The organism is Eggerthella sp. 1_3_56FAA, from assembly GCF_000185625.1.
Classification (GTDB): domain Bacteria; phylum Actinomycetota; class Coriobacteriia; order Coriobacteriales; family Eggerthellaceae; genus Eggerthella; species Eggerthella lenta.
The window spans coordinates 226,380-251,349 of the sequence record NZ_GL622581.1 but is presented as its reverse complement, the minus strand read 5'-3'; the positions used below and the strand labels follow the sequence as shown (position 1 = coordinate 251,349).

Here is a 24,970-nt window from a genome sequence, read left to right as displayed (position 1 = left end):
ATCCAGCTCGCATAGCGTCGGCGGAGCCTCGAATCGACCGAAGATGCCGTCCCGATGTCGGGATCGGCCTGAAACCATACTTGCATTCTCCCAGATAAAAGGGCAAATCAACAAAGAATTTCCACAGTTCGTAAAAATTTTTCTTGACTCGCCTTGACTTTCGACATATCTTAGGCAATTGCGACTTTTTCGCAGAAATGCGGGTGCACATGAAGGAGGAAAAGCCTCGTGGCTCAAGGAAAAACGACTGATCAGACCAGCCTTTACAGGGATCGGCGCAGCTTTGCGAAGATTCCGGACGTCATGGACGTCCCCAACCTCATCGCCATCCAGACGGACAGCTTTGAGTTTTTCAAGGGCGAGGGCCTGGCGCAAGCGTTCCAGGATATCAGCCCCATCGAGAACAACACCAAGGACATGTGCGTGGAGTTCGGCCGCCACGAGTTCGGCGAGCCGAAGTACACCGTGGACGAGTGCAAGGAGAAGGACGTCTCCTACCAGGCACCGCTGTTCGTGGAAATCCGCTTCATCAACCGCGAGACCGGCGAGATCAAGGAGCAGGACGTCTTCATGGGCGACTTCCCGCTCATGACGCCCCGCGGCACGTTCATCATCAACGGCACGGAGCGCGTCGTCGTCTCCCAGCTGGTGCGCTCCCCGGGCGTGTACTTCGCCTCCGAGCGCGACAAGGCGTCCGACAAGACGCTGTTCAACGCGAAGGTCATCCCCAGCCGCGGCGCGTGGCTTGAGTTCGAAACCGACAAGCGCGACATCCTGTCCGTGCGTATCGACCGCAAGCGCAAGCAGCCCGCGACGCTGCTCGTGCGCGCCCTCGGCCTGGCCGAGACGCGCGAGGAGATCATCGAGCTCCTCGGCAACGACGAGATGGTGCTGCGCACGCTCGACCGCGACCCGGCCACCACGAAGGAAGAGTCGCTGATCGAGCTGTACAAGCGCTTCCGCCCCGGCGAGCCGCCCACCATCGATTCCGCCCGCACGCTGCTGGAGGGCCTGTTCTTCAACCCGCAGCGCTACGACCTGGCGAAGGTCGGCCGCTACAAGATCAACAAGAAGCTGGGCTTCGACCCCGACTACGAGGCCTCCACGCTCACCGACGACGACATCGTGCGCACGATGCAGTACATCGTGGCGCTGCATGCCGGCGACGAGGGCGTTCAGACCGACGACATCGACCACTTCGGCAACCGCCGCATCCGCACGGTGGGCGAGCTGATCCAGAACCAGTTCCGCATCGGCCTGTCCCGCATGGAGCGCGTCGTGCGCGAGCGCATGAGCATGCAGGAGCCCGACGAGATCACGCCGCAGAGCCTCGTGAACATCCGCCCCATCGTGGCGGCCATCAAGGAGTTCTTCGGCTCCTCGCAGCTGTCCCAGTTCATGGACCAGACGAACCCCGCCGCCGGCATCACGCACAAGCGCCGTCTGTCGGCCCTCGGCCCGGGCGGCCTGTCCCGCGAGCGCGCCGGCTTCGAGGTGCGCGACGTCCACACGTCCCACTACGGCCGCATGTGCCCCATCGAGACGCCTGAAGGCCCGAACATCGGCCTCATCGGCTCGCTGGCCACCTACGCCCGCATCAACCCCTACGGCTTCATCGAGACGCCGTACCGCCGCGTCGTCGACGGCAAGGTCACCGACGAGGTGGACTACCTCACGGCCGACGAGGAGGAGAACTACACCATCGCGCAGGCCAACGACCTGTTCGACCCCGAGACGCGCAAGTTCGGCACGTTCGACGACCAGGGCGTGTTCCACGAGGCCGTCCGCGTGCTCTGCCGTACGAAGGACGCCGCCGGCGTGTTCGGCGAGCCCGACGAGGTGGCGCCCGAGCTGGTGAACTACATGGACGTGTCCCCGCGCCAGATGGTTTCGGTGGCCACCTCCCTCATCCCGTTCCTCGAGCACGACGACGCGAACCGTGCCCTCATGGGCTCGAACATGCAGCGCCAGGCCGTGCCGCTGCTGCGCCCCGACGCGCCGCTGGTGGGCACCGGCATCGAGCACCGCATCGCGGTCGACTCCGGCGAGATCCTGGTCGCCCAGAACCCGGGCGTCGTCGACTACGTGGACGGCCAGACCATCATCGTGCTGAACAACGACGGCGAGTACGACGAGTACCTCGTGCCGAAGTTCCAGCGCTCCAACCAGTCGGGCTGCATCAACCACCGCCCCATCGTCCGCAAGGGCGACGAGGTGCAGGCGGGCGACGTGCTGGCCGACGGCCCCAGCTGCGACGGCGGCGAGCTCGCGCTCGGCCAGAACCTCATGGTGGCCTACATGCCGTGGGAAGGCTACAACTACGAGGACGCCATCATCGTGTCCGAGCGCGTGGTTGCCGAAGACCTGCTCACGTCCATCCACATCTCCGAGTACGAGGTCGACGCGCGCGACACGAAGCTGGGTCCCGAGGAGATCACCCGCGAGATCCCGAACATCTCCGACGACATGATCAGCGACCTCGATGCCGACGGCATCATCCGCGTGGGCGCCGAGGTGTTCCCGGGCGACGTGCTGGTGGGCAAGGTCACGCCGAAGGGCGAGACGGAGCTCACGGCCGAGGAGCGCCTGCTGCGCGCCATCTTCGGCGAGAAGGCCCGCGAGGTGCGCGACACGTCCCTCAAGGTGCCCCACGGCTCCGGCGGCCGCGTCATCGGCATGAGCCGCTTCAGCCGCGACGCCGGCGACGAGCTGGCTCCGGGCGTCAACGAGCTCGTGCGCATCTACGTGGCCCAGAAGCGCAAGGTGCAGCAGGGCGACAAGCTGTCCGGCCGCCACGGCAACAAGGGCGTCATCTCCCGCGTGCTGCCGGTGGAGGACATGCCCTACCTCGCCGACGGCACCCCCATCGACGTCATCCTCAACCCCCTGGGCGTTCCTTCCCGAATGAACGTGGGCCAGCTGCTGGAGAACCACCTCGGCTGGGCTGCGAAGTGGGGCTGGGACGACGCTGAGGAAACCGACGCCGTGGTGGAGGGCCCGATGCACGTGGCCACGCCGGTGTTCGACGGCGCCACGGAGAAGGAGATCTCCGATGCCATCGAGAAGGCGAACCGCAACCTCATCAACAAGAACCATGCCACGTACGGCGACCTGGCGCGCGACGAGTTCGTGCCGCAGCTGTCCCGCACGGGCAAGACGTGGCTGTACGACGGCCGCACGGGCGAGAAGTTCCGCGAGCCCATCACCGTGGGCCAGAGCTACATCCTGAAGCTCGGCCACATGGTGGACGACAAGATCCACGCGCGTTCGACCGGCCCCTACAGCCTGATCACCCAGCAGCCGCTGGGCGGCAAGGCGCAGTTCGGCGGCCAGCGTTTCGGCGAGATGGAAGTGTGGGCGCTGTACGCGTACGGCGCATCGAACGTGCTGCAGGAGATCCTCACGGTGAAGTCCGACGACACCGCCGGCCGCGTGAAGTCCTACGAAGCCATCGTCAAGGGCGAGAACATCCCCGCCCCCGAGGTGCCCGAGAGCTTCAAGGTTCTCGTGAAGGAAATGAAGTCGCTGTGCCTGAACGTCGAGCTGGAGGGCCACGATCATCGCACGATCGACGTGACCCAGGACATCGACGGCCAGGAAGACGGCGATCGCGCGCTGTACGAGGCCATCGCGGCCGACGCGCGCAAGACCGAAGAAGACGACGCGGCCAATGCGCTCGACAGCATTGCCGCCGAGCTGGGAGAGCTGATGGGCGATAGCAACAACGATACGAACGACCTGATCGGTGAGGGAGAGGAGCGATAAATGACGACGGAATTCGACGTGAGCAATTTCGACGCCCTGCGCATCTCGCTCGCCAACGCCGAGGACGTGCGCAGCTGGTCGCGCGGCGAGGTGAAGAAGCCCGAGACGATCAACTACCGTACCCTCAAGCCCGAGAAGGACGGCCTGTTCTGTGAGAAGATCTTCGGCCCGACGAAGGACTGGGAGTGCGCCTGCGGCAAGTACAAGCGCGTGCGTTTCAAGGGCATCGTCTGCGAGCGCTGCGGCGTCGAGGTGACGCGCAGCAAGGTTCGCCGCGAGCGCATGGGCCACATCGAGCTGGCCGCCCCGGTCAGCCACATATGGTACTTCAAGGGCTCGCCCTCGCGTCTGGGCTACCTCTTGGACATCGCACCGAAAGAGCTGGAGAAGGTGCTGTACTTCGCATCCTCCATCATCACCTCGGTGGATAAAGAGGCCCGCGAGGAGGACGCCGACGAGCTGCGCGACGAGCTGGCCGCCGACCTCGAGGAGCTGGACGCCGAGCGCGACCGCCTCGTGGAGGCCACGCGCAAGCTGTCCGTGGACTACGTGCCCGAGGACGACGACTTCGTCGACGACGTGGACGAGGACGAGCGCATGACGGCCGAGGAGGTCGACGAGGAGATCGCCGACATCTACGAGGAGTTCAACGAGCGCAAGGCGCTGCGCCAGGACGCTTTCGACGCCTTCATGAAGATCGAGCCGAAGCAGCTGGTGCCGGACGAGGCCCTCTACCGCGAGATGCGCCTCAACTACCGCGACTACTTCACGGGCGGCATGGGCGCCGAATCCGTGCGCGACCTGCTGGACGCCATGGACCTGGCCGCGACGGCCGACGAGCTGCGCGACGTCATCGCCAACGGCAAGGGCCAGAAGCGCGCCAAGGCCATCAAGCGCCTCAAGGTGGTCGACGCGTTCCTCAAGTCCGAGAACAAGCCGACGGACATGATTCTCGATGTCATCCCGGTGATCCCGCCCGACCTGCGCCCCATGGTGCAGCTGGACGGCGGCCGCTTCGCGACGTCGGACCTGAACGACCTGTACCGTCGCGTCATCAACCGCAACAACCGCCTCAAGCGCCTGCTGGACCTCGGCGCGCCTGAGATCATCGTCAACAACGAGAAGCGCATGCTGCAGGAGGCCGTCGACAGCCTGTTCGACAACGGCCGCCGCGGCCGTCCTGTCACGGGCCCGGGCAACCGCCCGCTGAAGTCGCTGTCCGACATGCTCAAGGGCAAGCAGGGCCGCTTCCGCCAGAACCTGCTGGGCAAGCGCGTCGACTACTCCGGCCGTTCGGTCATCGTCGTCGGCCCGCAGCTCAAGCTGCACCAGTGCGGCCTGCCGTCGCAGATGGCGCTGGAGCTGTTCAAGCCCTTCGTCATGAAGCGCCTGGTGGAGCTGGAGTACGCCGCCAACATCAAGGCCGCCAAGCGCGCCGTCGACCGCGGCGCCAGCTACGTGTGGGACGTGCTGGAAGAGGTCATCACCGAGCATCCCGTGCTGCTGAACCGCGCACCTACCCTGCACCGTCTGGGCATCCAGGCCTTCGAGCCGGTGCTGGTCGAGGGCAAGGCCATCAAGCTGCACCCGCTGGTCTGCACCGCCTTCAACGCCGACTTCGACGGCGACCAGATGGCCGTGCACGTGCCGCTGGGCGCCGAGGCGCAGGCCGAGGCCCGCGTGCTCATGCTGTCCGCCAACAACATCAAGTCGCCGGCCCATGGCCGTCCGCTGACCGTGCCCACCCAGGACATGATCATCGGCCTGTACTACCTCACGGCCGCCCGCGACGGCTTCGAGGGCGAGGGCCGCTCGTTCATCGACTTCGACGACGCCATGAACGCCTACGACGCGCGCGCCGAGCTTGACCTGCAGGCCAAGATCTGGGTGCGTCTGACCAAGGACACGCAGGTGGCCACGGCTTTCGGCGTGTTCGAGGAGCACAAGGCGGGCGAGCGCATCGAGACCACCATCGGCCGCATCACGTTCAACAACGTGCTGCCCGAGGACTATCCGTACCTCAACTACGAGATGAACAAGAAGGAGATCAGCCGCCTCGTCGAGGACGTGTGCAACCGCTACGAGCTGTCCAGCGTGCCGGCGATCCTCGACGGCCTCAAGGACGCGGGCTTCCACTACGCCACGCGTGCCGGCGTCACCGTTTCGGTGTACGACGCCACCGTGCCGCCGAACAAGGCCGAGATCCTGGCTGCCGCCGACGAGAAGGTCGCGGCCATCGACGAGGACTACGAGATGGGCCTCATGAGCCCCGACGAGCGCCACAAGCAGGTCGTAGACATCTGGAACGCCGCGAACGAAGAAGTCGGCGAGGCCATGGCCGAGAACTTCGACAAGTTCAACCCCATCTACATGATGGCGTTCTCCGGCGCTCGAGGCAACATCAAGCAGATCCGCCAGCTGGCCGGTATGCGAGGCCTCATGTCCGACCCGAAGGGCGAGATCATCGACCGCCCGATCAAGGCGAACTTCCGCGAGGGCCTGTCCGTTCTGGAGTACTTCATCTCCACGCACGGCGCCCGTAAGGGTCTGGCCGACACCGCGCTGCGTACCGCCGACTCGGGCTACCTGACCCGCCGTCTGGTGGACGTGGCCCAGGACGTCATCATCCGCGAGATCGACTGCGGCACCGCCGACGGCGTGCCGTACCCGCTGCACAACGAGAAGGGCGACGTCGACGAGAACCTCATCGGCCGCTGCCTGCTCAACGACGTGGCGGGCGTCGACGGCGAGGTGCTGCTGGCCGCGGGCGAGTACATCACCCATATGGACCAGCTCAAGGCCATGGACGCGGCGGGCGTCGAGACGCTCGTCATCCGCACGGTCATGACCTGCCATGCCGAGCACGGCGTGTGCCAGAAGTGCTACGGTTGGGATCTCGCCACGTCGCGTCCGGTGAACATCGGCACGGCGGTGGGCATCATCGCCGCCCAGTCCATCGGCGAGCCCGGCACCCAGCTGACCATGCGCACGTTCCACACCGGCGGCGTCGCCGGCGAGGACATCACCCACGGTCTGCCTCGTGTCCAGGAGCTGTTCGAGGCGCGCAAGCCCAAGGGCCTCGCCGTCCTCGCGGAGATCTCCGGCACGCTGCAGATCTCGGGCGACAAGCAGTCCAAGACCATCACGATCCACGACCAGCAGGGCAACTTCCGCGAGTACGTCGTGTCGGCGCGCGCCCAGATGCTGCCCGGCGTGACGGACGGCTGCGAAGTGAAGGTGGGCCAGCAGCTCACCAAGGGCTCGGTGAACCCGCACGACCTGCTGCGCCTCACCGATCCCAACACGACGCTGCGCTACATCGTCAGCCAGGTCCAGGGCGTGTACGTGTCCCAGGGCGTGGACATCAACGACAAGCACATCGAGGTCATCGCGCGCCAGATGCTGCGCAAGGTGGCCGTCATGGACGCCGGCGAGTCCGACTTCCTGCCGGGTCGCCAGGTGAACCGCTTCGAGTTCGAGGATGCCGCCAACGCGCTCATCGCCGAAGGCAAGGAGCCGCCCGTGGGCCAGCCGCTGCTGCTGGGCATCACGAAGGCGTCGCTGGCCACGGATTCGTTCCTGTCGGCCGCCTCGTTCCAGGAGACGACGAAGGTGCTCACCGACGCCGCCATCGAGGGCAAGATCGACCACTTGGCCGGCCTCAAGGAGAACGTCATCATCGGCAAGCCGATCCCGGCGGGCACGGGTCTGTCGCGTTACCGCGAAGTGGGCCTCACCTACAAGGGTCGTCCGGTTTCGCCGGTGGTGGGCGAGACGCTGCCCGACTTCGCGCCGGAGGCTCTGCGCGATATCGAGGAGCTGCTGCCCCAGCCGCAGGATTGGTCGCTCGACGGCGACGGCTACCTCAACATGGGCACGAACTACGGCAGCTACTACAGCGGGCTTTCGCTGGGCCATCGCGGCCCGCAGCTGTCCGACGAGGACGCGCGCCTGTACATCTACGACGACCTGGGCGTGTCGCAGCGCTGGGCCAACAAGTTCTCCGAGGCGGGCATCGAGACGGTGGCCGACCTCGTGGGCCACACCGAGGAGGACCTGCTGCGCATCGAGGGCATCGGCGTGAAGGCCATCGAGGAGCTGAAGGAGGGCCTCGAGGCCCACGATCTGACGCACGTGATCGAGGACGACCTCGCGGCTACGAGCGACGACATGTCGCAGCTGCTGGACATGGTGTTCTCGCCCGATGACACCATCCTCATCGGCGGCGACGAGCCCCCGACCTTCAACACCGAGGGCGAGGACATGCTGGGCGAGGCTCTGCCGCCGCGCTCCTACCAGCGCAACCTGGAAGAGCTCGACGCTCTGCTGGGCTCGGTAGGGTCGCTCGGCTTCGGCCTGACCACCAAGGAGTCCGAGGAAGCTTCCAACGCCGACGACGACGTCGAGGAATAAGTTCGACCTGAGGGGCGCGCTCGGCGCGCCCCTTTCTTGTTGCGGCTTTCTTGGCGGGAGGTACGGGGCGGCACCCAGTCGCTCAGACAGTCCTCGCTTCGCTGCGGAACTCGCTTGGTGGGTGCCGCCCCGCACCTCCCTTCATGCGGTTTTCGCAGTAGGTTGTCATCCTGAGCGAGCGCGCAGCGCGGAGTCGAAGGATCCCGCGCGGTGCCGGCGGGTGCGGATCGCAACCTGCGATAGGGCGGTCAGACCGGGACTCGCTGGAGAAGGGTTCTACCTGCGGGGTTTGCTTAGTTGTAGGAGGAGCATCATGTCTCAGAAAACCTATATCCCTTCCGGCGAAATGCCGCCTTCGTCGCAGATCGGGGCGACGTTCGAGGCGCTTGCCGCAACTATCGCAGCCCGGCGCGAGGCGGGGGAGGAGAGCTACACCTATCGTCTGCTCACCGGCTCTCTCGACGGGGTGCTGAAGAAGGTCATGGAGGAGGCGGGCGAGACGGCGCTTGCGGCGAAGGACGTGGAGTCGTGGGCGTGCTCGTCGCTGGCGGCATCGATCGCGGCAAGCGGCGCTGTCGACGAGACCGACGAGCTGGCCGTCGATCTGCCGCCCGAGTACGACGCGGCCATCGATCATCTGCGCTACGAGGCGGCCGATGTGGTGTACCACCTGCTCGTGGTGCTCGAGCGCTACGGCATCGGTCTCGACGAGTTCGCCGCCGAGCTGAACAACCGCATGACCGACGCGGAACGCCCCGAGGGCGGCGTCCGCTTGCATGAAGACCATGTGAAACGGGGGAAGTAGATCTTCCGGCGGTTATCCGCCGCCTCGAAAGCCCCGCTTACTTTGTTGAACCTGCTGGAAAGGAAAGAGCATGGCACGTTTATTTGGAACGGATGGGGTTCGCGGCGTCGCGAACAAGGAGCTGACGTGCGAGACGGCCTTCAAGCTGGGTCAGGCCGCCGTGGCCTTCCAGGGCAAGACCATCCTCATCGGCAAGGACACGCGCCTGTCCGGCGACATGCTGGAGTCGGCCGTGGCGTCCGGCATCATGTCGATGGGCGGCACGGCGCTCCTGGCCGGCATCATCCCGACGCCCGCCATCGCGCTTCTGGTGCGCGAGCTGCACTGCGACGGCGGCATCGTCATCTCGGCGTCGCACAACCCACCCGAGTACAACGGCATCAAGCTGTTTGACGGCCAGGGCTTCAAGCTGCCGGATGCGGTTGAGGACGAGATCGAGGCTTATCTGGCGGCGGGCGGCCCGTCGGCGGACGAGCTGCCGAACGGCGACGAGGTGGGCGTGGCGCTGCCGGTGGACGATGCCTGCGAGCTGTACATCGCGCACGCCGTGTCCACGGTGGCCGGCGAGGGCATCGACTTCGCGGGCCTCAAGGTGGCGCTCGACGCAGGCCATGGCGCATCCTGCATGACCAGCGCCGAGGCGCTGCGCCGTCTGGGCGCCGAGGTGGTTTCGATCAACGAGGACTTCGACGGCACCGACATCAACGTGCAGTGCGGCTCCACCCATCTCGAGCCGTTGCGCGCGCTCGTGGCCGAGACGGGCGCCGACGTGGGCATCGCGCACGACGGCGACGCCGACCGCGTCATGCTTGTGGACGCGAACGGCAACGAGATCGACGGCGACGTGGTGGAGGCCGTGTGCGCTATCGACCTGCACAAGCGCGGGCTGCTTGCCGGCGGCACCGCCGTGTCCACCGTCATGTGCAACCTCGGGCTCTCGCATGCTCTGCGCGATGCGGGCATCGAGCTCGTCCAGACGAAGGTGGGCGACCGTTACGTGCTGGAGGCCATGCGCGAGGGCGGCTTCGTCCTGGGCGGCGAGCAGAGCGGCCATATGATCTTCCTCGAGCACAACTCCACAGGCGACGGCTTGGTGACCGCCCTGCAGTTCCTGGCCGCTTGCCGGCGTGCCGGTTCCTCCATCGAGGATGTCGCCAGCGTCATGACGCGTTTCCCGCAGACGCTGATCAACGTGCGCGTGAACGACAAGCACGCCGTGGACGGCAATGCGGCTGTGCAGGCCGCCGTCGAAGCTGCCGAAGCGGAGCTGGGCGATTCGGGTCGCGTGCTGCTGCGTCCTTCCGGCACCGAGCCGGTGGTGCGCGTCATGGTGGAGGCCGCCAGCGCCGAGGAGGCCGACCGCCACGCGCAGGCCATCGCCGCCGTGGTCGAGCGCGAGGCGTGATTCCGCTTTCATCCTGAGCGAGCGCAAGCATTCGACAGTCCAGCGGACTGTAGAATTCCCGAGCACGCGAAGCGAGCGCAGGGAGGCCCCGCGAAGCGGGGACGCGAAGGATCCCGTGCGGCGTCAGCAGGAAGTCTTTCTGCCGGTGCCGTATTCGGGATCCTTCTATTGCGTAGTGCGCGCTTCGGGGCGAAAAGCAAGCAGGGTTGCCCCCCCCCTGCGTGCGGGCAAGTTCCCGACTTATGCGTACCTCTGCCATCGAAAACGCCCAAAAAGCACCATGTACGCGACTTATGTGCACCTCGGAAGCGGCCTGCGCGATCGAAGTATTTCATAGCTAACTTTTGACCAGGCCTTTTATTGGGCGACGCTTTGCCGCGTCGTCTGAAAAGGCCGTTTCGGCGTGGCAGAGGTGCGCATAAGTCATGGACAGAGGAGATTTCTCCGGTTTTCGTTGCAGGCGCCCCGTTTGACGGGGTGCCGCCACGTTCGCGTTCGGCCGATCATCGCAGGCAGGATCAAGCAATGGCGCTTCGTCTTCGAAAGCGCCGGCTACCGCTTCGACGCCGAGTCGGGTCGCGTGCTGTGCTTCTGCTGCGATCCGGAACGCTTCTGGAAATACGTCGGGCCGATGAGGAAAGGCGAGTAGCGGGAGGGTGGCAAGGCGGCAACGCTCAGCTGCGGCCTCTTGCGCACTCGCGCGCTTCATGGGATCGTGGTCGTTGCGACAGGGACGCGGCCGCGATATGCGCGCCGGTCGACCGCGGCATCCTCGGACTGCGCTCCTGCCGCATCATCCGAAAGCAACGCCCTCGGCTCCGAAGAGCCGAGGGCGTTTTCATGCGAGAGGGAGCGTGCTCTTATCGCACGAACAGGCTGAGGAAGCGCACGAGCAGGCTCGGCTTCTTCGCACCGCGCGTTGCGGGCGGGGCTGCCACCATGCCCTGCTCGGCGCACGGGCGCTCGCCGACAGGAGGTTCGATGGCGTCGGCTTCGAGTGCCGGGGCGGTGGCAGGGCCGACCGGAATAGCGGGCGCGGTTGCGGGCGCGATCCGGGACGATGCGGCCACGGATGCCTGAACGGCGGCTTCCGCAGCCGCTTCCGCCTCGCGCGCGGCCGCAGCCGCGGCGCGTTCCTCCGCGCGGATGCTCGCCTCGTCCTCGGTCATCTCGTGTGCCGCCATCAGCTGGGCCGAACGTCGCCGAGCAGCATCGCGCGCCGCTTCGTCCTCGGCTGCTTCCAGGCGGCGCTGCTGCGCGCGCTTGATGAAGAACTCCTGCGATTCGAACAGCACGGTCTCGCCGTCGGCGTCTTCTTTCGCGAACGCGCCGAGCGGCGTGTAGCTGCCATCGGGCATGAGCTCACGCAGTTTGGCGGTGTCGCTCAGGCTCACGTCGAGGTATCCGAGGATCTGCTCGCGCAGTTCGCTGTCGAGGACGGGCCAGGCTATCTCGATGCGCTTGTCCATGTTGCGCGTCATGAGGTCGGCGCTGGACAGGTACACCTTCATATTGTCGCGCGGGCCGAAGCCGTAGATGCGGCTGTGCTCCAGCAGGCGCCCCACGATGGACACGACGCGCACGTGCTCGGTGTAGCCTTCCAGCCCCGGCACGATGCACGAGATGCCGCGCACGAACAGCGTCACGTTCACGCCGGCCTGCGACGCCTCCACGATCTTCTCGATCACGTCCTTGTCGGTGATGGAGTTCGTTTTGAAGAACAGCCCGCACGGCTCGCCGGCTTTCTTGCGTTCGATCTGCGCGTCGATCCCAGCGAGGATCATCGGCTTGATCTGCAACGGCGCCACCCACATGATGTCGTAGTTGTCGGAGGTGTTCTCGAGCCCCATGTTGCGGAAGAACTCGGTTGCGTCTCGCCCGAACGTCTCGTCGGTGGTGATGAACGACAGATCGGTGTACAGCTTCGCCGTCTTCTCGTTGTAGTTGCCGGTGCCCAGCTGGGTGATGTGCTGCAGCCCCTGGTCGGTTTGACGCGTGATGCAGCATATCTTCGAGTGCACCTTGAAGTCGCGGAAGCCGTAGATGACGTTGCATCCCGCCTGTTCGAAGCGCTGCGACCATTCGATGTTGTTGCTCTCGTCGAAGCGGGCGCGCAGCTCGAACAGCGCGGTCACCTCCTTGCCGTTCTCGGCTGCCGCGATGAGCGCCTCGGCTAGATGCGATTGGCTGGCCAGGCGGTACAGCGTGATCTTGATGGAGATGACGGTGGGGTCGTTCGCAGCCTCGCGCAGAAGCTGCACGAAGGCGTCCATGCTCTCGTACGGGTACGATAGCAGCACTTCCTTCTCGGCCACCTGGTCGATGATGCGACGGTTGCGGTCGAGGCAGCCGGGCCACTGCGGCGTGAACGGTACGTTCGTCAGCTCCGCGCGCGCGGCCTCGGGCAGATGGCCGGCCAGGCCCCACGTATAGCTCATGTCGAGCGGCACCTTCGTGACGTAAGCTTGGTGCGGCTTGAGGTTCAGGCGCTTGAGCAGCAGCTTCTCCAGGGTGGGCGACAGCGGCCGTTCGCTTTCGAGGCGTACCGGCGCCAGGCGCGAGCGCTTCTTCAAGATGCGCTTCATGTGCTCGCGATAGTCCTCGTCGCTCTCGTCGGTGCCTTCGGTGGCGTCGAGGTCGGCGTTGCGGGTGACGCAGATGACGTTCGTGTGCTTGATGGCGTACATGGAGAATATCTCGCTCGCCACCATCTCGATGGCGTGCTCCAGCAGGATGAACTGCAGTCCTTCGCCCGGCAGCGCGATCACGCGCTGGCATTGGCGCGGCATGGGGACGAGGCCCAGCGTCACGCCCTCGGCTCCGAGGTTCTTCCCCTTCTCCTCCTTGGGCGCCTTTTCGCCGTCCTTGGTCTTCGCCGCCTTCTTCTTCGCGCCCGGCTCCTCGTTGAGGCGCAGTACCACGTACAGCGCGCCGTTCTCCAAGTGAGGGAAGGGATGGCGCGAGTTGATGATCTGCGGCGACAGGAACGGCATCACGTTCTTGTGCACGTAATCGGACAGGAAGGCGCGCTGCTCGTCGTCGAGGTCTTCGGGGCGCAGGCTGCACACGCCGCGCGCGCACAGCTGTTTCCGCACGCTTTCGTAGGTGCGTTCCTGGATGGGGTACAGCTCGTGGCAGCGCGCGTAGATGGCATCGAGCTGCTCGGCGGGCGTCATGCCGGACTTCGAGTCGATGATGTGCTTCTTCACTAACGACAGGTCGGTCAGGCTGCCGACGCGCACCATGAAGAACTCCTGGAGGTTGCTCCAGAAGATGGAGATGAAGTTCAGGCGCTCGAGCAGCGGCACCGTCTCGTCGGCTCCCTGGTCGAGTACGCGCTCGTTGAACGTGAGCCATGACAGCTCTCGGTTCTGCAAGTAGGATTCTTTGCTCGGCTCGCCCTCGACGGAGGGGTTTGCGCCCTCGACCTCGTCGATTGACGCGCGCATCTCGTCCGCGCTCGTTTCCGCGAGAGCGTCCGGCGCTTGGCCGGCAGGAGTCTCGGCGGTGCTGGTCGTGGATTTCTTGGCTGTGTCCATGAACGTCCCCTTCCCGTAAACGTTCGCTTCCTGCGCGCCGCTACCGCAGCATGCGGTCGATCAGGTACCCTTCGCGCACGCCGTACTTGCATACGTCCAGACGCTCGGCTCCGCATGCGTCGAACAGCTCGCCGAGGATGATGCAGCCCGGTACCAGCGTGTGCACGCGCTCGGCCGAAGCCTTGAGCGCGGCGTGCGCGAACGTGTCGGGATCGGTGCGGCACCATGCAAGTATCGCATGAATTTGCTGTTTCGTCATGGTTTTCGGACGTACGGCCGCGCCGGTGGCTTGAGCATGCATCTTGGCGGCCGCGCGCACGCTTCCGCCGATGCCGTACAGCGCTTCCGAGCGGTACGCGTCGGGGTCGGGCAGACCGGCGAAGCGCTTGCGGAACGCTTCGGCTATGGCGTCCATCTCGCCGGGGGTCGGCAGGATAGCGCGTACGTGCTGGGCGAACGATGACAACGACCCTTGCCCGATGCTCGCGTTGTCGAAATCGAGGCTGCTTTCGATGCGTGTGAGCTCGGTCGAGCCGCCGCCGATGTCGACGAGCGTGCCCCGCTCTACTGCGCGGTCGCAGGTGGCGCCGACGAAGCCCAGGTGCGCCTCGTCGGTAGCCGACAGCAGCGAGATGGGCAGCTCGGCTGCCTCCTCGATGGCCGCGACGGCTTCCTCGCAGTTCAAGGCGTTGCGGATGACCGCGGTGGCGAACACCTCCATCTTCTCGCAATCGAAGTACCGTGCGCGCTTCGCATGTCCGCGCAGCACGCTGACGGCTCGGTCGATGCCGTCCTGGGTGAACACCCCGTCCACGACGTAGGCCGACAAGCCCGCCATCACCTTGTCGTTTATGAGACTCTTGAAATCTTTGTTCGTACACGTGCGCTTATGCGCGTCTTTCACGTCGTAGACGACGAGGCGTATCGAGTTCGACCCGAGGTCGATCACCGCGTAGTTGGGCATGGCATAGTCCGTCCGAAATCAAGCGGCTCGCCCGGGGCGATCCGCGATGTGCTCCATCGCTTCATTGTAGTGAACCGCGCCGGTCGCGGCCAGGCCGAGCGCGAACTGAAAGCTGGATTTTACTTTTCATCGCCTGCGCTCGGGACGACGGTCTGGTTCGCTCGTTCGGGTGGCGATGGGCCGGCCCTTGCAGGATGGCGGTCCGGTTCTTCGCGATCCTTGTGGTACCATGAGCTTCTCGAAGGAAAGGAAGCGCCATGCTGGAAACCGTCGATTTCTCACGCGAACCGCTCTCGAAGGACGCCTACAAGGCGCGTCGGGACGAGCTGATGGAGCGATTGGTGGTGCTGCAGCAGCAGGCGCGCGTGCAGGGCGTCGGCCTGGTGGTGCTGTTCGAAGGATGGAACGGCGCCGGCAAGGGCAGCCGCATCTCCGATCTCATGTACCACCTCGACGCGCGCGCCACCAGCGTGTACGTCACTGAAAACCTCGACGTGAAAGCCGCCCGCGCGTTCGCGGGCGCGAAGAGCGGCGTAACGGGCTTCTATCCCGTGATGCAGGAGTTCTGGAAGGGCCTGGGCCAGCGCGGCACCATCTCGTTCTTCGACCGCGGCTGGTACACCGCCGCCGTTCAGCACATGCTGTACACCGAGTTCGGCAAGCTCTCCCTGAAAGCCTCCAAGCGCAAGGGCCAGAAAGCCGTCGCGGCCGCCATGGCCGAGGCGCGCGACGAACGCCACATCGACGTGCTGCGCCGCTACCTCACCTCTGCGTCCGATTTCGAGCGGCAGCTAGCCGACGACGGTTACCTTGTGGTCAAGTTCTTCGTGCACGTCACGAAGGAGGCGCAGAAGAAGCGCCTCACGCGCCTGCATGACGATCCGGCCACGCGCTGGCGCGTGGGCGAGGACAAGCTGGCCACCATCGGCAACTACGAGGAGGCGTACCGCCTGTACGACAACCTGCTGAAGGGCAGCGACTTCTCGTTCGCCCCATGGCATCTCGTGAACGGCGAGGACAAGCGCCGCGCCAACCTGCAGATCGCCGAGACGCTGGTGAACGCGCTTACGAGCGCGTTCGAGGCGGCGCCCGACGCCGAAGCCGCCGTAGCGGCGGCCAAGGCGCAGGCCAACTCCGCCGGCGCTCTCGATGAAGCGCCCCTGTTCGGCCGTTCTCCCGAAGAGGAGGCGCGCGTGCGCGAGGAGGCGGAAGCCGCCGCAGCCGCTGCTTCCGCCCGCGCTCCGCGCGTTTCGAGGTTCCGTCAGGTGGACGACCCGCCGTGCCTCGAGAGCGTCGACCACGCGCTCGCGCTCGACCCCGAGACGTACAAGGTCGAGCTCAAGGCCCAGCAGGAGCGCCTCAACAGGCTGGAGATGGAGATGTACCAGAAGCGCATCCCGCTCATGATCATGTACGAAGGCTGGGACGCCGCGGGCAAGGGCGGCAACATCAAGCGCGTGGCCCAAGCGCTCGACGCCCGCGCCTATACCATTTTTCCCAGTCCCGCCCCCACGAAGCCCGAGCTGCTGCATCCGCACCTGTGGCGCTATTGGACGCGTCTGCCGAAGGCGGGCCACGTGGGCATCTACGACCGCAGCTGGTACGGTCGCGTGCTCGTGGAGCGCGTCGAAGGTTTCGCTTCGGTGTCGGAATGGACGCGGGCGTACGACGAGATCAACGAATTCGAGCGCGATCTGGTGCGGTGGGGCGCCATCCTGCTGAAGTTCTGGGTTGACGTGAGTCCCGAAGAGCAGTTGCGACGCTTTCGCGACCGCGAGCAAGATCCTGCGAAACAGTGGAAGATCACCGATGAGGATTGGCGCAACCGCGACAAGTATCCCCAGTACAAAGCCGCGGTCGAGGATATCTTCCGCTTGACCAGCACGCCGTTCGCCCCCTGGATAATCCTCGAGAGCGACGACAAGCGCTACGCGCGCGTCAAGGCGCTCAAAATTATCAACGACGCCCTGGAAGCGCGCTTGCGCGAAAACTGAGATCGCGTTACTATGGGCAGCAGTACTCGAAACGACCGTGCGCATTCGCGCGCTTGAACGAAAAAAAGGGGTAAACAGTCATGACTCTGTTCGGAATCACCGTGCCCATGGAGGCTATCTGGGTCATCGTCGCGATCATCGTCCTCGTCATCGTCGGCTTCATCGCGAAAGGCTTCATCGACGAGATGAAGAAGTAGCCGCTTCGGCGAACAGCGGTCCCTATCGTGAAAATTGCGTTTTTGCGAACATCGCGCCCCCATCATGGGGGCGTTTGTTTATTATGGTAACGGTCTGGCGACGGCGGGGTTCCGCCGTTTGAAGATCATCCCGAAAGGTGAACATGTCCGAGTACCGACAGCATCCCGGCCCTGCTCCAAGCGGGCGACCTGCGCAGCAGCGCGTGCCGAGGGGCGCCGCGCCCGACGTGCGGGCAGGGGCGCAACCGGGCGCCTACCGGCCGGCCACCGCGCAGCATGCCGCCTACCGCTCCGCTCAGCCTGCCCAGCGCAGATCGGCTGGAGGCGGAGGCTACCCGTATCGACAGCAACCGACCTATCAGCAGCCCGGTTCCGGACGGCCTCGGAAGAAGAGCGGGCCGTGGCGCGTGGTGTTCTGGATCGCGCTCGTGGTGTTCGTCGTGGCGCTGGCCGCGCTCGGTGCCATCGGCTTCAGTTACTGGCAGGGTCAGCAAACCTATAACGATGTCGCGCGGGAGGGTTTCACGCCGCCCGACGATCTGTCGGCCACGTCGCTCGCCGACTTCACGGTGGACTGGGATGCGCTCAAGGCCATCAATCCCGACACGGTGGGGTGGATCTACATTCCCGGCACCGTGGTGAACTACCCCATCGTGCAAGCGGCCGACGACGAGAAGTACCTTACGCACGACTTCAAGGGATCGGAAGGCTGGATCGCCACGTTCGGCGCCATCTTCCTGGCGGCCGAGAACAGCTCCGACTTCTCCGACCCGAACAACATCATCTACGGCCATCATCTGAACGACGGCTCGATGTTCGCCTGCGTCGCCGATTTCAGCGATGCCGCCCAGTTCAACGACCATCGCACGGTGTACATCCTCACGCCTGAGGGCAACTACGAGCTGAGCACGTTCGCGCTCGTGCATGTGGCGGCCGACGATCCGTTGGCACAGATGCGGTTCGCCGATGAGGACGAACGCGTGGCCTACGTGCAGGACAAGATCGACCGATCGGTGGTGCCCGCTTCCGACATACCTGCTGCTTCCGATATCAAACACACCTTCGCCCTTGCCACGTGCGACAATCTGCCGTCGGACGGGCGTTACGTGCTGTATTCGTACGTGAAGGCCAGCACGGTGGGCGAGGGCGACGGCGACGTCATCGACCCCGATGCCGTCGCGGCCATCGATTCCGCAGAACAGGAGATCGCTTCATGAGCACGTCCATCCTGCCGGGCGAGCGCCCCGACCGCCTCGAAGAGGAGTGCGCCGTGTTCGGCGTGTTCGCTCCCGGCGAAGACGTGGCGCGCATGACGTGCTTCGGCTTGCAAGCGCTGCAGCATCGCGGTCAGGAGAGCGCCGGCATCGCCGTGGGCGACGGTGCGACGGTCATGGTGTCGAAAGACCTCGGCCTTGTGACCCAGGTGTTCGACGAAGCAAGCCTGGCCGCGCTCGAGGGCTTCGTGGCCGTGGGCCACGCGCGCTACTCCACGAGCGGCGGCGCCGCGTCGTGGGAGGCTGCGCAGCCGCACATCTCGGCCATCGACGACGTGCTGATCGCGCTCGCGCACAACGGCACGCTCGTCAACACGAACGCCTTGCGCGCCCATCTCGTCGACGAGGGCGTGCAGTTCCGTTCCGGCACCGACAGCGAGGTGGCGGCGAAGGCAATCGGCCGGGTGACCCAGGAAACGCACCACTTGCGCAACGGCATCCGCCGCGCTATGGAGGAGCTGTCGGGCGCCTACGCCATGGTGCTGGCCAGCCCCGATTCGCTGTACGCGTTCCGCGACCCCAACGGTATCCGCCCGCTGTGCATCGGCGAGCTGCCCGACGGCCGCGGCTGGGCAGTGTCCAGCGAGACGTGCGGGCTCGACATCGTGGGCGCGCAGTACGTGCGCGACGTCGAACCGGGCGAGATCGTGCGCTTCAACCGCGACGGCATGCACGCCGAGCAGGGCGTCGCCGCCCGCAAGTCGGCGGCGTGCATCTTCGAGTACGTGTACTTCGCGCGCCCCGACAGCGTGATCGACGGCCAGAGCGTGTACCAGGCGCGGCGCAACATGGGGCGCATCCTGGCGCAGGAGGCGCCCGTGGAGGCCGACCTCGTGCTGGGCGTGCCCGACTCGGGCGTGCCGTCGGCCATGGGCTACGCGTTTGAGAGCGGCATCCCGTACGCCGACGGCATCGTGAAGAACCGCTACGTGGGACGCACGTTCATCGAGCCCACCCAGGCCATGCGCCAGCTGGGCATCCGTTTGAAGCTGAACCCGCTGCGCTCGGTGATCGAGGGCAAGCGCCTCGTGGTCATCGACGACAGCATCGTGCGCGGCAACACCAGCAAGAAGCTCGTGCAGATGCTGCGCGATGCGGGCGCGGCCGAGGTGCACCTGCGCATCGTGAGCCCCGAGGTGCTGTGGCCGTGCTTTTACGGCATCGACACCGACACGCGCGACCAGCTGATCGCCGCGAACATGGATCTGGGCGAGATGAACGCGTGGATCGGCTCGGACTCGCTGGCCTTCATCTCGCTCGAGGGCCTGCGCGCCTCCGTGCCCGATGCGCGCCGCCAGGGGTTCTGCGACGCATGCTTCACCGGCGACTACCCGGTGGCCATCCCCGATTCGGTGGCCAAGAAGAGCTTACTCACGAAGAAGGATTTCGAAGAGACTTACGGCGAAGGCGCGGCCGACGAGGCGCGCCCTCGCACGCGATAGCAGCATGACAGGGGGAACCGCCCCGACATGGACGATACGGCACAAGGAGCAGAGATGACCGAGAGAGTAACCGTGAACGCAGCGCAGACCGACGACGGCCCGCACATGCCCAGCTGGATGGACGAGGACGCGGTGACCTACGCGCAGGCGGGCGTGGACACGGCCGAGGGCGCGCGCGCCGTCGAAGCCATCAAGGGCGTCGTGCACGACACGTACCGTCCCGAGGTGGTGGGCGACATCGGCGGCTTCGGCGGCCTGTTCTCCATCGCGGCGGCCAAGGACATGGACGATCCGCTGCTGGTCAGCGGCACCGACGGCGTGGGCACGAAGCTCAAGGTGGCCCAGATGGCCGGCAAGCACGACACGGTGGGCATCGATCTGGTGGCCATGTGCGCCAACGACATTCTGGCCACCGGCGCCGAGCCGCTGTTCTTCCTCGACTACGTGGCCATCGGCAAGCTGAAGGCCGAGAACGTGGCCGAGATCGTGGCGGGCATCGGCGAGGGCTGCAAGCAGGCCGGTTGCGCGCTCATCGGCGGCGAGATGGCCGAGCACCCCGGCGTCATGGATCCGGACGACTACGACCTGTCCGGTTTCTGCGTGGGCGTGGTCGACCGCTCGAAGATGCTCGATCCCGCGTCCGTGCGCGAGGGCGACGTGCTGATCGGCTTGGCGTCCAGCGGCCTGCACTCCAACGGCTACTCGCTGGCGCGCAAGGTGTGCGTGGAGGGCAAGACCCACTACGAGCTGCGCATCGAGCGCGAGGAGCTGGGCGGGCGCAGCCTGCAGGATGCGCTTTTGGAGCCCACGCGCATCTACGTGAAGCCGGTGCGCGCCGTGCTGGAGGCTTGCGAGGGCGCCGTGCACGCGCTCGCGCACATCACGGGCGGCGGCATCTCCGAGAACCTCGACCGTGCGCTGCCGAAGAGCTGCGCCGCCGAGGTCGACCTGGGCACGTGGCCGGTGCCGGCCATCGCGTCGTTCGTGTGCGACGCGGCGCACCTCGACGAAGCCGAGGCGCTCAAGACGTTCAACATGGGCCTCGGCATGGTGCTCATCGTGGACGCGGCGCGCGCCGACGAGGTGGAGGCCGCGCTGACGCAGGCCGGCGAGACCACGTACCGCGTCGGCCGCATCGTGGCGGGCGAGGGCGAGGTCCGCTACGCGAACGACGGCAAGCTGTACGGCTTCGGTGCGGAGGCGTAAGGGCATGACCGAACCGCTGAAAATCGGCGTGCTGCTGAGCGGCAGCGGCACGAATTTGCAAGCCATCATCGATGCGGCGGCCGAGGGGCTGCCCGTGGAGATCGTGCACGTGGTGTCGTCGCGCCCCGATGCGTTCGGCATCGAGCGCGCGCATCGGGCGGGCATCCCGGTCACGGTGCTCAACCGCGACGTGTACGCCGACCCCGTCGAAGCCGACAGGCGCATCGCCGAGACGCTGCGCTACGCGCACGCCGAGTACGTGGTGATGGCAGGGTACATGCGCAAGGTGACGCCCGTGCTGCTGGACGCGTTCCCCGACCGCGTGCTGAACTTGCATCCGGCGCTGCTGCCCTCGTTCAAGGGCGCGCACGCCATCCAAGACGCGTTCGACGCGGGCGTGAAAGTGACGGGCATCACCGTCCACTTCGCGAACGAGGACTACGACAAAGGCCCCATCGTGGCGCAACGCGCCGTGGAGGTGCGCGAGGACGATACCCACGACGACCTCGAAGCCCGCATCCACGAGGTCGAGCACGTCCTGTATCCCGAAGTGCTGCGCCTCGTGGCCGAAGGCCGCGTGACCGTGGGCGAGGACCGTAAGGTCCATATCGCCCCCGCCCGATGAACCCGCGGGGAAACCCGCAGGTCAACCGTCCGTTCCGCGCGTAAGCTTGTCGTCCGCCCAGGCAAATGCCCGCCAGCTCGAACCTCGAAGGAGCCCTCATGAACAAGGAAGCCCTCCAGTCCGTCATCGCCGCCCTCCGCGAGGGCCGCACGCCGTCCTTGAGCGTGGAGGATTTCCCGTGCTTCTCGCACGAGGCGACCGAAGGCAACCAGCACGTGGATCCGACGTATCTCGACGTGGTGGCGAAAAGCCTCACGGCCGACGACGCGCCCACGTTCGAGCGCGCCCTGCGCGCGATGGAGGAGGGCGACCTCGCCTGGCTCGGTTTCAAGATCGTCTACGATGCGGACGCGGCTCAGCGCAACACCGACAACGAGGTGACGAAGAAGTACGGCGACGAGGGCTCGGCCGACGGCGAGCCGCTCGTGTTCTTCTGCAACGACGCGAAGGAGATCGTGGCGTCGCGGCCGTACTCGCCCCGCGACACGTTCCAGATGAAGGACGTCACGCGCGGCCCCTCGATGCACAACGAGCAGTTCGAGGGCCTCACCTGGGCGAGCGTCCCTCTGTTCGACCAGGTGCATGTTTGGCTGCTGGGCGCGTCCGACGCGGCCAGCGAAGTGGCGGCGCTCGCCGACCACGTGGGTTTCGCCGTGACGGTGGTCGACTACGATCCGGCCTACGTGAGCGAAGCGCGCTTCCCTACGGCGAAGCGCATCGTGCTCGAGGGCGGCAACTTCGATGCGCTCGAGCAGTTGGACGCCGCGCCCGAGGACTACGTGTGCGTGCTCACCCGTGGTCACATGTTCGACCCCGAGGGCTGCGTCTGGGCGACGAGGCATCACGTGCATTACGTCGGCATGATGGGCTGCGCCGGCAAGAACGACCGCGTGCGCGAGCTGGTGCTGGCCTCCGGCGCCACCGAGGAGGACTGGGAGCGCGTCAAGCGCCCCATCGGCCTGAAGTTCGGGGCGAAGACGCCCGCCGAGCTGGCCATCGCCATCGTCGCCGAGCTCGTGGACGTGCGCTACCGCCAACGCTACAGCGCCGAAGCGCGCGAACGCCACGAGAAGAGCCTGGGCCGCTGAGGGCGTGCGCCTTGCGGCGGGGCTCGCTGACCTTTTCGTCGTGCGCGTTTGCGGGATATGCGCGCGCTTCCTCGTTGACCTCGCGGTTCGGGTGGTACCATGCGTCGCAGGAGATTGGACGCAAGGGGCCGTTCAGTCGCAGACAAGAGGAAAGGATGTAAGGCCATATGAGCAATCCTAAGGTCAAGCGCGTGCTCGTGTCCGTTACGGACAAGAGCGGCGTTGCGGACTTCGCCCGCGCGCTCGTCGACGAGTTCGGGGCGGAAATCATCTCGACGGGCGGCACCGCCCGCGCGCTCAAGGACGCCGGCGTGCCGGTTACGCCCATCGACGACGTGACGCAGTTCCCCGAGATGATGGACGGTCGCGTGAAGACGCTGCACCCGCGCGTGCACGGCGGTCTGCTGGCCAAGCGCGACAACGAGGCCCACATGGCCCAAGCGGCCGAGCACGGCATCGAGATGATCGACATGGTGGTGGTGAACCTCTACGCCTTCGAGAAGACGGTGGAAAGCGGCGCCGATTTCGGCACCTGCATCGAGAACATCGACATCGGCGGCCCGTCCATGCTGCGCTCCGCGGCCAAGAACTTCGAGAGCGTGGCCGTGGTCACGCGCCCGGCGAGCTACGACGCTATCCTGGCCGAGATGCGCGCCAACGACGGCGCCACCCTGCGCGACACGCGCGCCAAGCTGGCGCTCGACGTGTTCGAGACCACGGCGGCTTACGACGGCGCCATCGCCGCGTGGATGGGCGCCCAGCTCAAGGACGAGGGCGACGTGAAGTTCCCCGCCGACCGCACGCTGCATCTCTCGAAGGTGCAAGACCTGCGCTACGGCGAGAACCCGCACCAGTCCGCCGCGTTCTACCGTCGCGACGACTACGCCGACGCCCCGCACAGCCTGGCCCATGCCAAGCAGCATCAGGGCAAGGAGCTGTCGTACAACAACTACCTCGACCTCGACGCGGCTTGGACGGCCGTTCGCGAGTTCGACGAGCCGGCCTGCGTCATCGTCAAGCACCTCACGCCCTGCGGCGTGTGCCAGAACGACGACCTCGTCGAGGCCTACCAGCGCGCGCACGCGTGCGACCCGGTGAGCGCCTACGGCGGCGTCATGGCGTTCAACCGCCCCGTCACCTCCGACGTGGTGGTGGCCATCTTCGACAACAAGCAGTTCGTCGAGGCCATCATCGCTCCCGAGTTCGCGGGCGACGCGCTTGACATGTACAGCGCGAAGAAGAACGCGCGCCTGCTGTCCACGGGCGGCGTGAACCCGGCCGGCGGGGAAGTGGAGTACCGCTCGGTCGAGGGCGGCCTGCTGGCCCAGGATTCCGACGCCGTGGCCGAGGATCCCGCGACGTTCACGGTTCCCACGAAGCGCCAGCCCAGCGAGGAAGAGCTCGCCGAGCTGCTGTTCGCGTGGAAGGTGTGCAAGTCCATCAAGTCCAACGCCATCGCCATCACGAAGGGCCACGCGACCATCGGCGTGGGCGGCGGCCAGCCGAACCGCGTGAACTCCGCGCGCATTGCCGTGGAGCAGGCGGGCGAGGAGGCCAAGGGCGCCGTGGCCGCCTCCGACGCGTTCTTCCCGTTCCGCGACGGCCTCGACGCGCTGGCCGAGGCCGGCGTGACGGCCATCATCGAGCCGGGCGGCTCCATCCGTGACGAAGAGGTGATCGCCGCCGCCGACGAGCACGGCATCGCGCTCGTCTTCACCGGCCACCGCCACTTCAGGCACTAGATCCGGCGGCATACCATGTTGCAAGCGGCAGCTTCGGAAACGAAGCTGCCGTTTTTTTGCGGGCGCCCCGTAGCGGGATCCGACTTCCTCGGTTCGCTCGGCGCGTCAAGTTGTAGCCTTCTCGTCCGACGTGGACGCAAAACGGCAGCTGTGGCAAAGTTAGCCTTGGTTTCAAGTGGATTTCGCACTTTGGATTTCACGCGATCTGGGGTTTCGTGGATGCTCACGACGCTTATAACGTTCGTCGCGACCCGATGATTGCCATGGGGGACCCCGGACGTTTTTCTGGACTGAATTTCGATGAGGAAAGAGGTCCGTGAATGGCTTACGGCAAAGAATACAAGGAGGAGGTCCTGAGCAGGTTCCACGCGAGCGGCATGTCGATGCGCGCGGCGTGCTCGAGCCTCGAGGGGTTCCCGTGCGCGGCGACGCTCTCGGCCTTCGCGCGCGAGGAGGGGGCCGGCCTCCTGCGCCCGCCCGCGCTCGCGGTGCCGGGCAGGTGCGAGGGCCG

At 66.0% G+C, this 24,970-nt stretch carries 13 protein-coding genes and 1 pseudogene; 12 read left to right on the top strand and 2 right to left on the bottom strand.

Features of this window, described 5'->3' with window-relative positions; all coding sequences use genetic code 11:
• Positions 1 to 228: 228 nt before the first annotated feature.
• The 4 genes from HMPREF1023_RS11290 (at position 229) to glmM (ending at position 10,388) form a co-directional block, all read left to right on the top strand.
• Positions 229 to 3,765: a DNA-directed RNA polymerase subunit beta gene (locus HMPREF1023_RS11290; protein ID WP_009306451.1), complete on the top strand. Its 3,537-nt coding sequence runs from the start codon at positions 229 to 231 to the stop codon at positions 3,763 to 3,765.
• Positions 3,766 to 8,178: a DNA-directed RNA polymerase subunit beta' gene (locus tag HMPREF1023_RS11285; RefSeq protein ID WP_009306450.1), complete on the top strand. Its 4,413-nt coding sequence runs from the start codon at positions 3,766 to 3,768 to the stop codon at positions 8,176 to 8,178.
• 313 nt (positions 8,179 to 8,491) lie between these two features.
• The gene (locus tag HMPREF1023_RS11280; RefSeq protein ID WP_009306449.1) at positions 8,492 to 8,983 is read left to right on the top strand and encodes a phosphoribosyl-ATP pyrophosphatase; all 492 of its coding nucleotides are present in this window, start codon (positions 8,492 to 8,494) and stop codon (positions 8,981 to 8,983) included.
• Between the two features lie 70 nt (positions 8,984 to 9,053).
• The gene (gene glmM / locus HMPREF1023_RS11275; protein WP_009306448.1) at positions 9,054 to 10,388 is read left to right on the top strand and encodes a phosphoglucosamine mutase; all 1,335 of its coding nucleotides are present in this window, start codon (positions 9,054 to 9,056) and stop codon (positions 10,386 to 10,388) included.
• A gap of 860 nt (positions 10,389 to 11,248) precedes the next feature.
• Here glmM and ppk1 read toward each other — a convergent pair.
• Together ppk1 and HMPREF1023_RS11260 are read right to left on the bottom strand one after the other, a co-directional pair.
• Positions 11,249 to 13,927 (bottom strand): polyphosphate kinase 1, encoded by a 2,679-nt coding sequence (gene ppk1, locus HMPREF1023_RS11265; protein ID WP_009306446.1) that lies wholly within the window; start codon positions 13,925 to 13,927, stop codon positions 11,249 to 11,251.
• Between the two features lie 40 nt (positions 13,928 to 13,967).
• Positions 13,968 to 14,891, bottom strand: a complete 924-nt coding sequence (locus tag HMPREF1023_RS11260) for an exopolyphosphatase (protein WP_009306445.1) — start codon at positions 14,889 to 14,891, stop codon at positions 13,968 to 13,970.
• Between the two features lie 257 nt (positions 14,892 to 15,148).
• Between HMPREF1023_RS11260 and HMPREF1023_RS11255 the strand changes: the two genes are divergently transcribed.
• From HMPREF1023_RS11255 to HMPREF1023_RS11220, 8 genes and pseudogenes are all read left to right on the top strand, one after another.
• Entirely contained in the window at positions 15,149 to 16,885 is a 1,737-nt protein-coding gene (locus HMPREF1023_RS11255) for a polyphosphate:AMP phosphotransferase (protein ID WP_009306444.1), read from the top strand.
• Between the two features lie 340 nt (positions 16,886 to 17,225).
• A complete protein-coding gene (srtB, locus tag HMPREF1023_RS11250; protein ID WP_015760115.1) occupies positions 17,226 to 18,299 on the top strand; it encodes a class B sortase in 1,074 nt (357 codons plus the stop codon).
• Positions 18,296 to 19,798, top strand: coding sequence for an amidophosphoribosyltransferase (purF, locus tag HMPREF1023_RS11245; protein WP_009306442.1), 1,503 nt, complete (start codon positions 18,296 to 18,298; stop codon positions 19,796 to 19,798). The genes srtB and purF overlap by 4 nt, the downstream gene beginning before the upstream one ends.
• Before the next feature lie 54 nt (positions 19,799 to 19,852).
• Positions 19,853 to 21,004 (top strand): phosphoribosylformylglycinamidine cyclo-ligase, encoded by a 1,152-nt coding sequence (gene purM / locus HMPREF1023_RS11240; protein WP_009306441.1) that lies wholly within the window; start codon positions 19,853 to 19,855, stop codon positions 21,002 to 21,004.
• Between the two features lie 4 nt (positions 21,005 to 21,008).
• Entirely contained in the window at positions 21,009 to 21,629 is a 621-nt protein-coding gene (gene purN / locus HMPREF1023_RS11235) for a phosphoribosylglycinamide formyltransferase (protein WP_009306440.1), read from the top strand.
• Positions 21,630 to 21,727: 98 nt separating this feature from the next.
• Complete coding sequence (locus HMPREF1023_RS11230; protein ID WP_009306439.1) at positions 21,728 to 22,717, top strand: XdhC family protein; 990 nt, start codon at positions 21,728 to 21,730, stop codon at positions 22,715 to 22,717.
• Between the two features lie 167 nt (positions 22,718 to 22,884).
• Entirely contained in the window at positions 22,885 to 24,459 is a 1,575-nt protein-coding gene (gene purH / locus HMPREF1023_RS11225; RefSeq protein WP_009306438.1) for a bifunctional phosphoribosylaminoimidazolecarboxamide formyltransferase/IMP cyclohydrolase, read from the top strand.
• 320 nt (positions 24,460 to 24,779) lie between these two features.
• Positions 24,780 to 24,970: pseudogene (locus tag HMPREF1023_RS11220) on the top strand (IS3 family transposase); the annotation flags it as partial.

Bases quoted from the DNA above. Each gene is read 5' to 3' on its own strand.
- HMPREF1023_RS11285 (WP_009306450.1), top strand. From the start codon at position 3,766: ATGACGACGGAATTCGACGTGAGCAATTTCGACGCCCTGCGCATCTCG.
- HMPREF1023_RS11280 (WP_009306449.1), top strand. From the start codon at position 8,492: ATGTCTCAGAAAACCTATATCCCTTCCGGCGAAATGCCGCCTTCGTCG.
- glmM (WP_009306448.1), top strand. From the start codon at position 9,054: ATGGCACGTTTATTTGGAACGGATGGGGTTCGCGGCGTCGCGAACAAG.
- ppk1 (WP_009306446.1), bottom strand. From the start codon at position 13,927: ATGGACACAGCCAAGAAATCCACGACCAGCACCGCCGAGACTCCTGCC.
- HMPREF1023_RS11260 (WP_009306445.1), bottom strand. From the start codon at position 14,891: ATGCCCAACTACGCGGTGATCGACCTCGGGTCGAACTCGATACGCCTC.
- HMPREF1023_RS11255 (WP_009306444.1), top strand. From the start codon at position 15,149: ATGCTGGAAACCGTCGATTTCTCACGCGAACCGCTCTCGAAGGACGCC.
- srtB (WP_015760115.1), top strand. From the start codon at position 17,226: ATGTCCGAGTACCGACAGCATCCCGGCCCTGCTCCAAGCGGGCGACCT.
- purF (WP_009306442.1), top strand. From the start codon at position 18,296: ATGAGCACGTCCATCCTGCCGGGCGAGCGCCCCGACCGCCTCGAAGAG.
- purM (WP_009306441.1), top strand. From the start codon at position 19,853: ATGACCGAGAGAGTAACCGTGAACGCAGCGCAGACCGACGACGGCCCG.
- purN (WP_009306440.1), top strand. From the start codon at position 21,009: ATGACCGAACCGCTGAAAATCGGCGTGCTGCTGAGCGGCAGCGGCACG.
- HMPREF1023_RS11230 (WP_009306439.1), top strand. From the start codon at position 21,728: ATGAACAAGGAAGCCCTCCAGTCCGTCATCGCCGCCCTCCGCGAGGGC.
- purH (WP_009306438.1), top strand. From the start codon at position 22,885: ATGAGCAATCCTAAGGTCAAGCGCGTGCTCGTGTCCGTTACGGACAAG.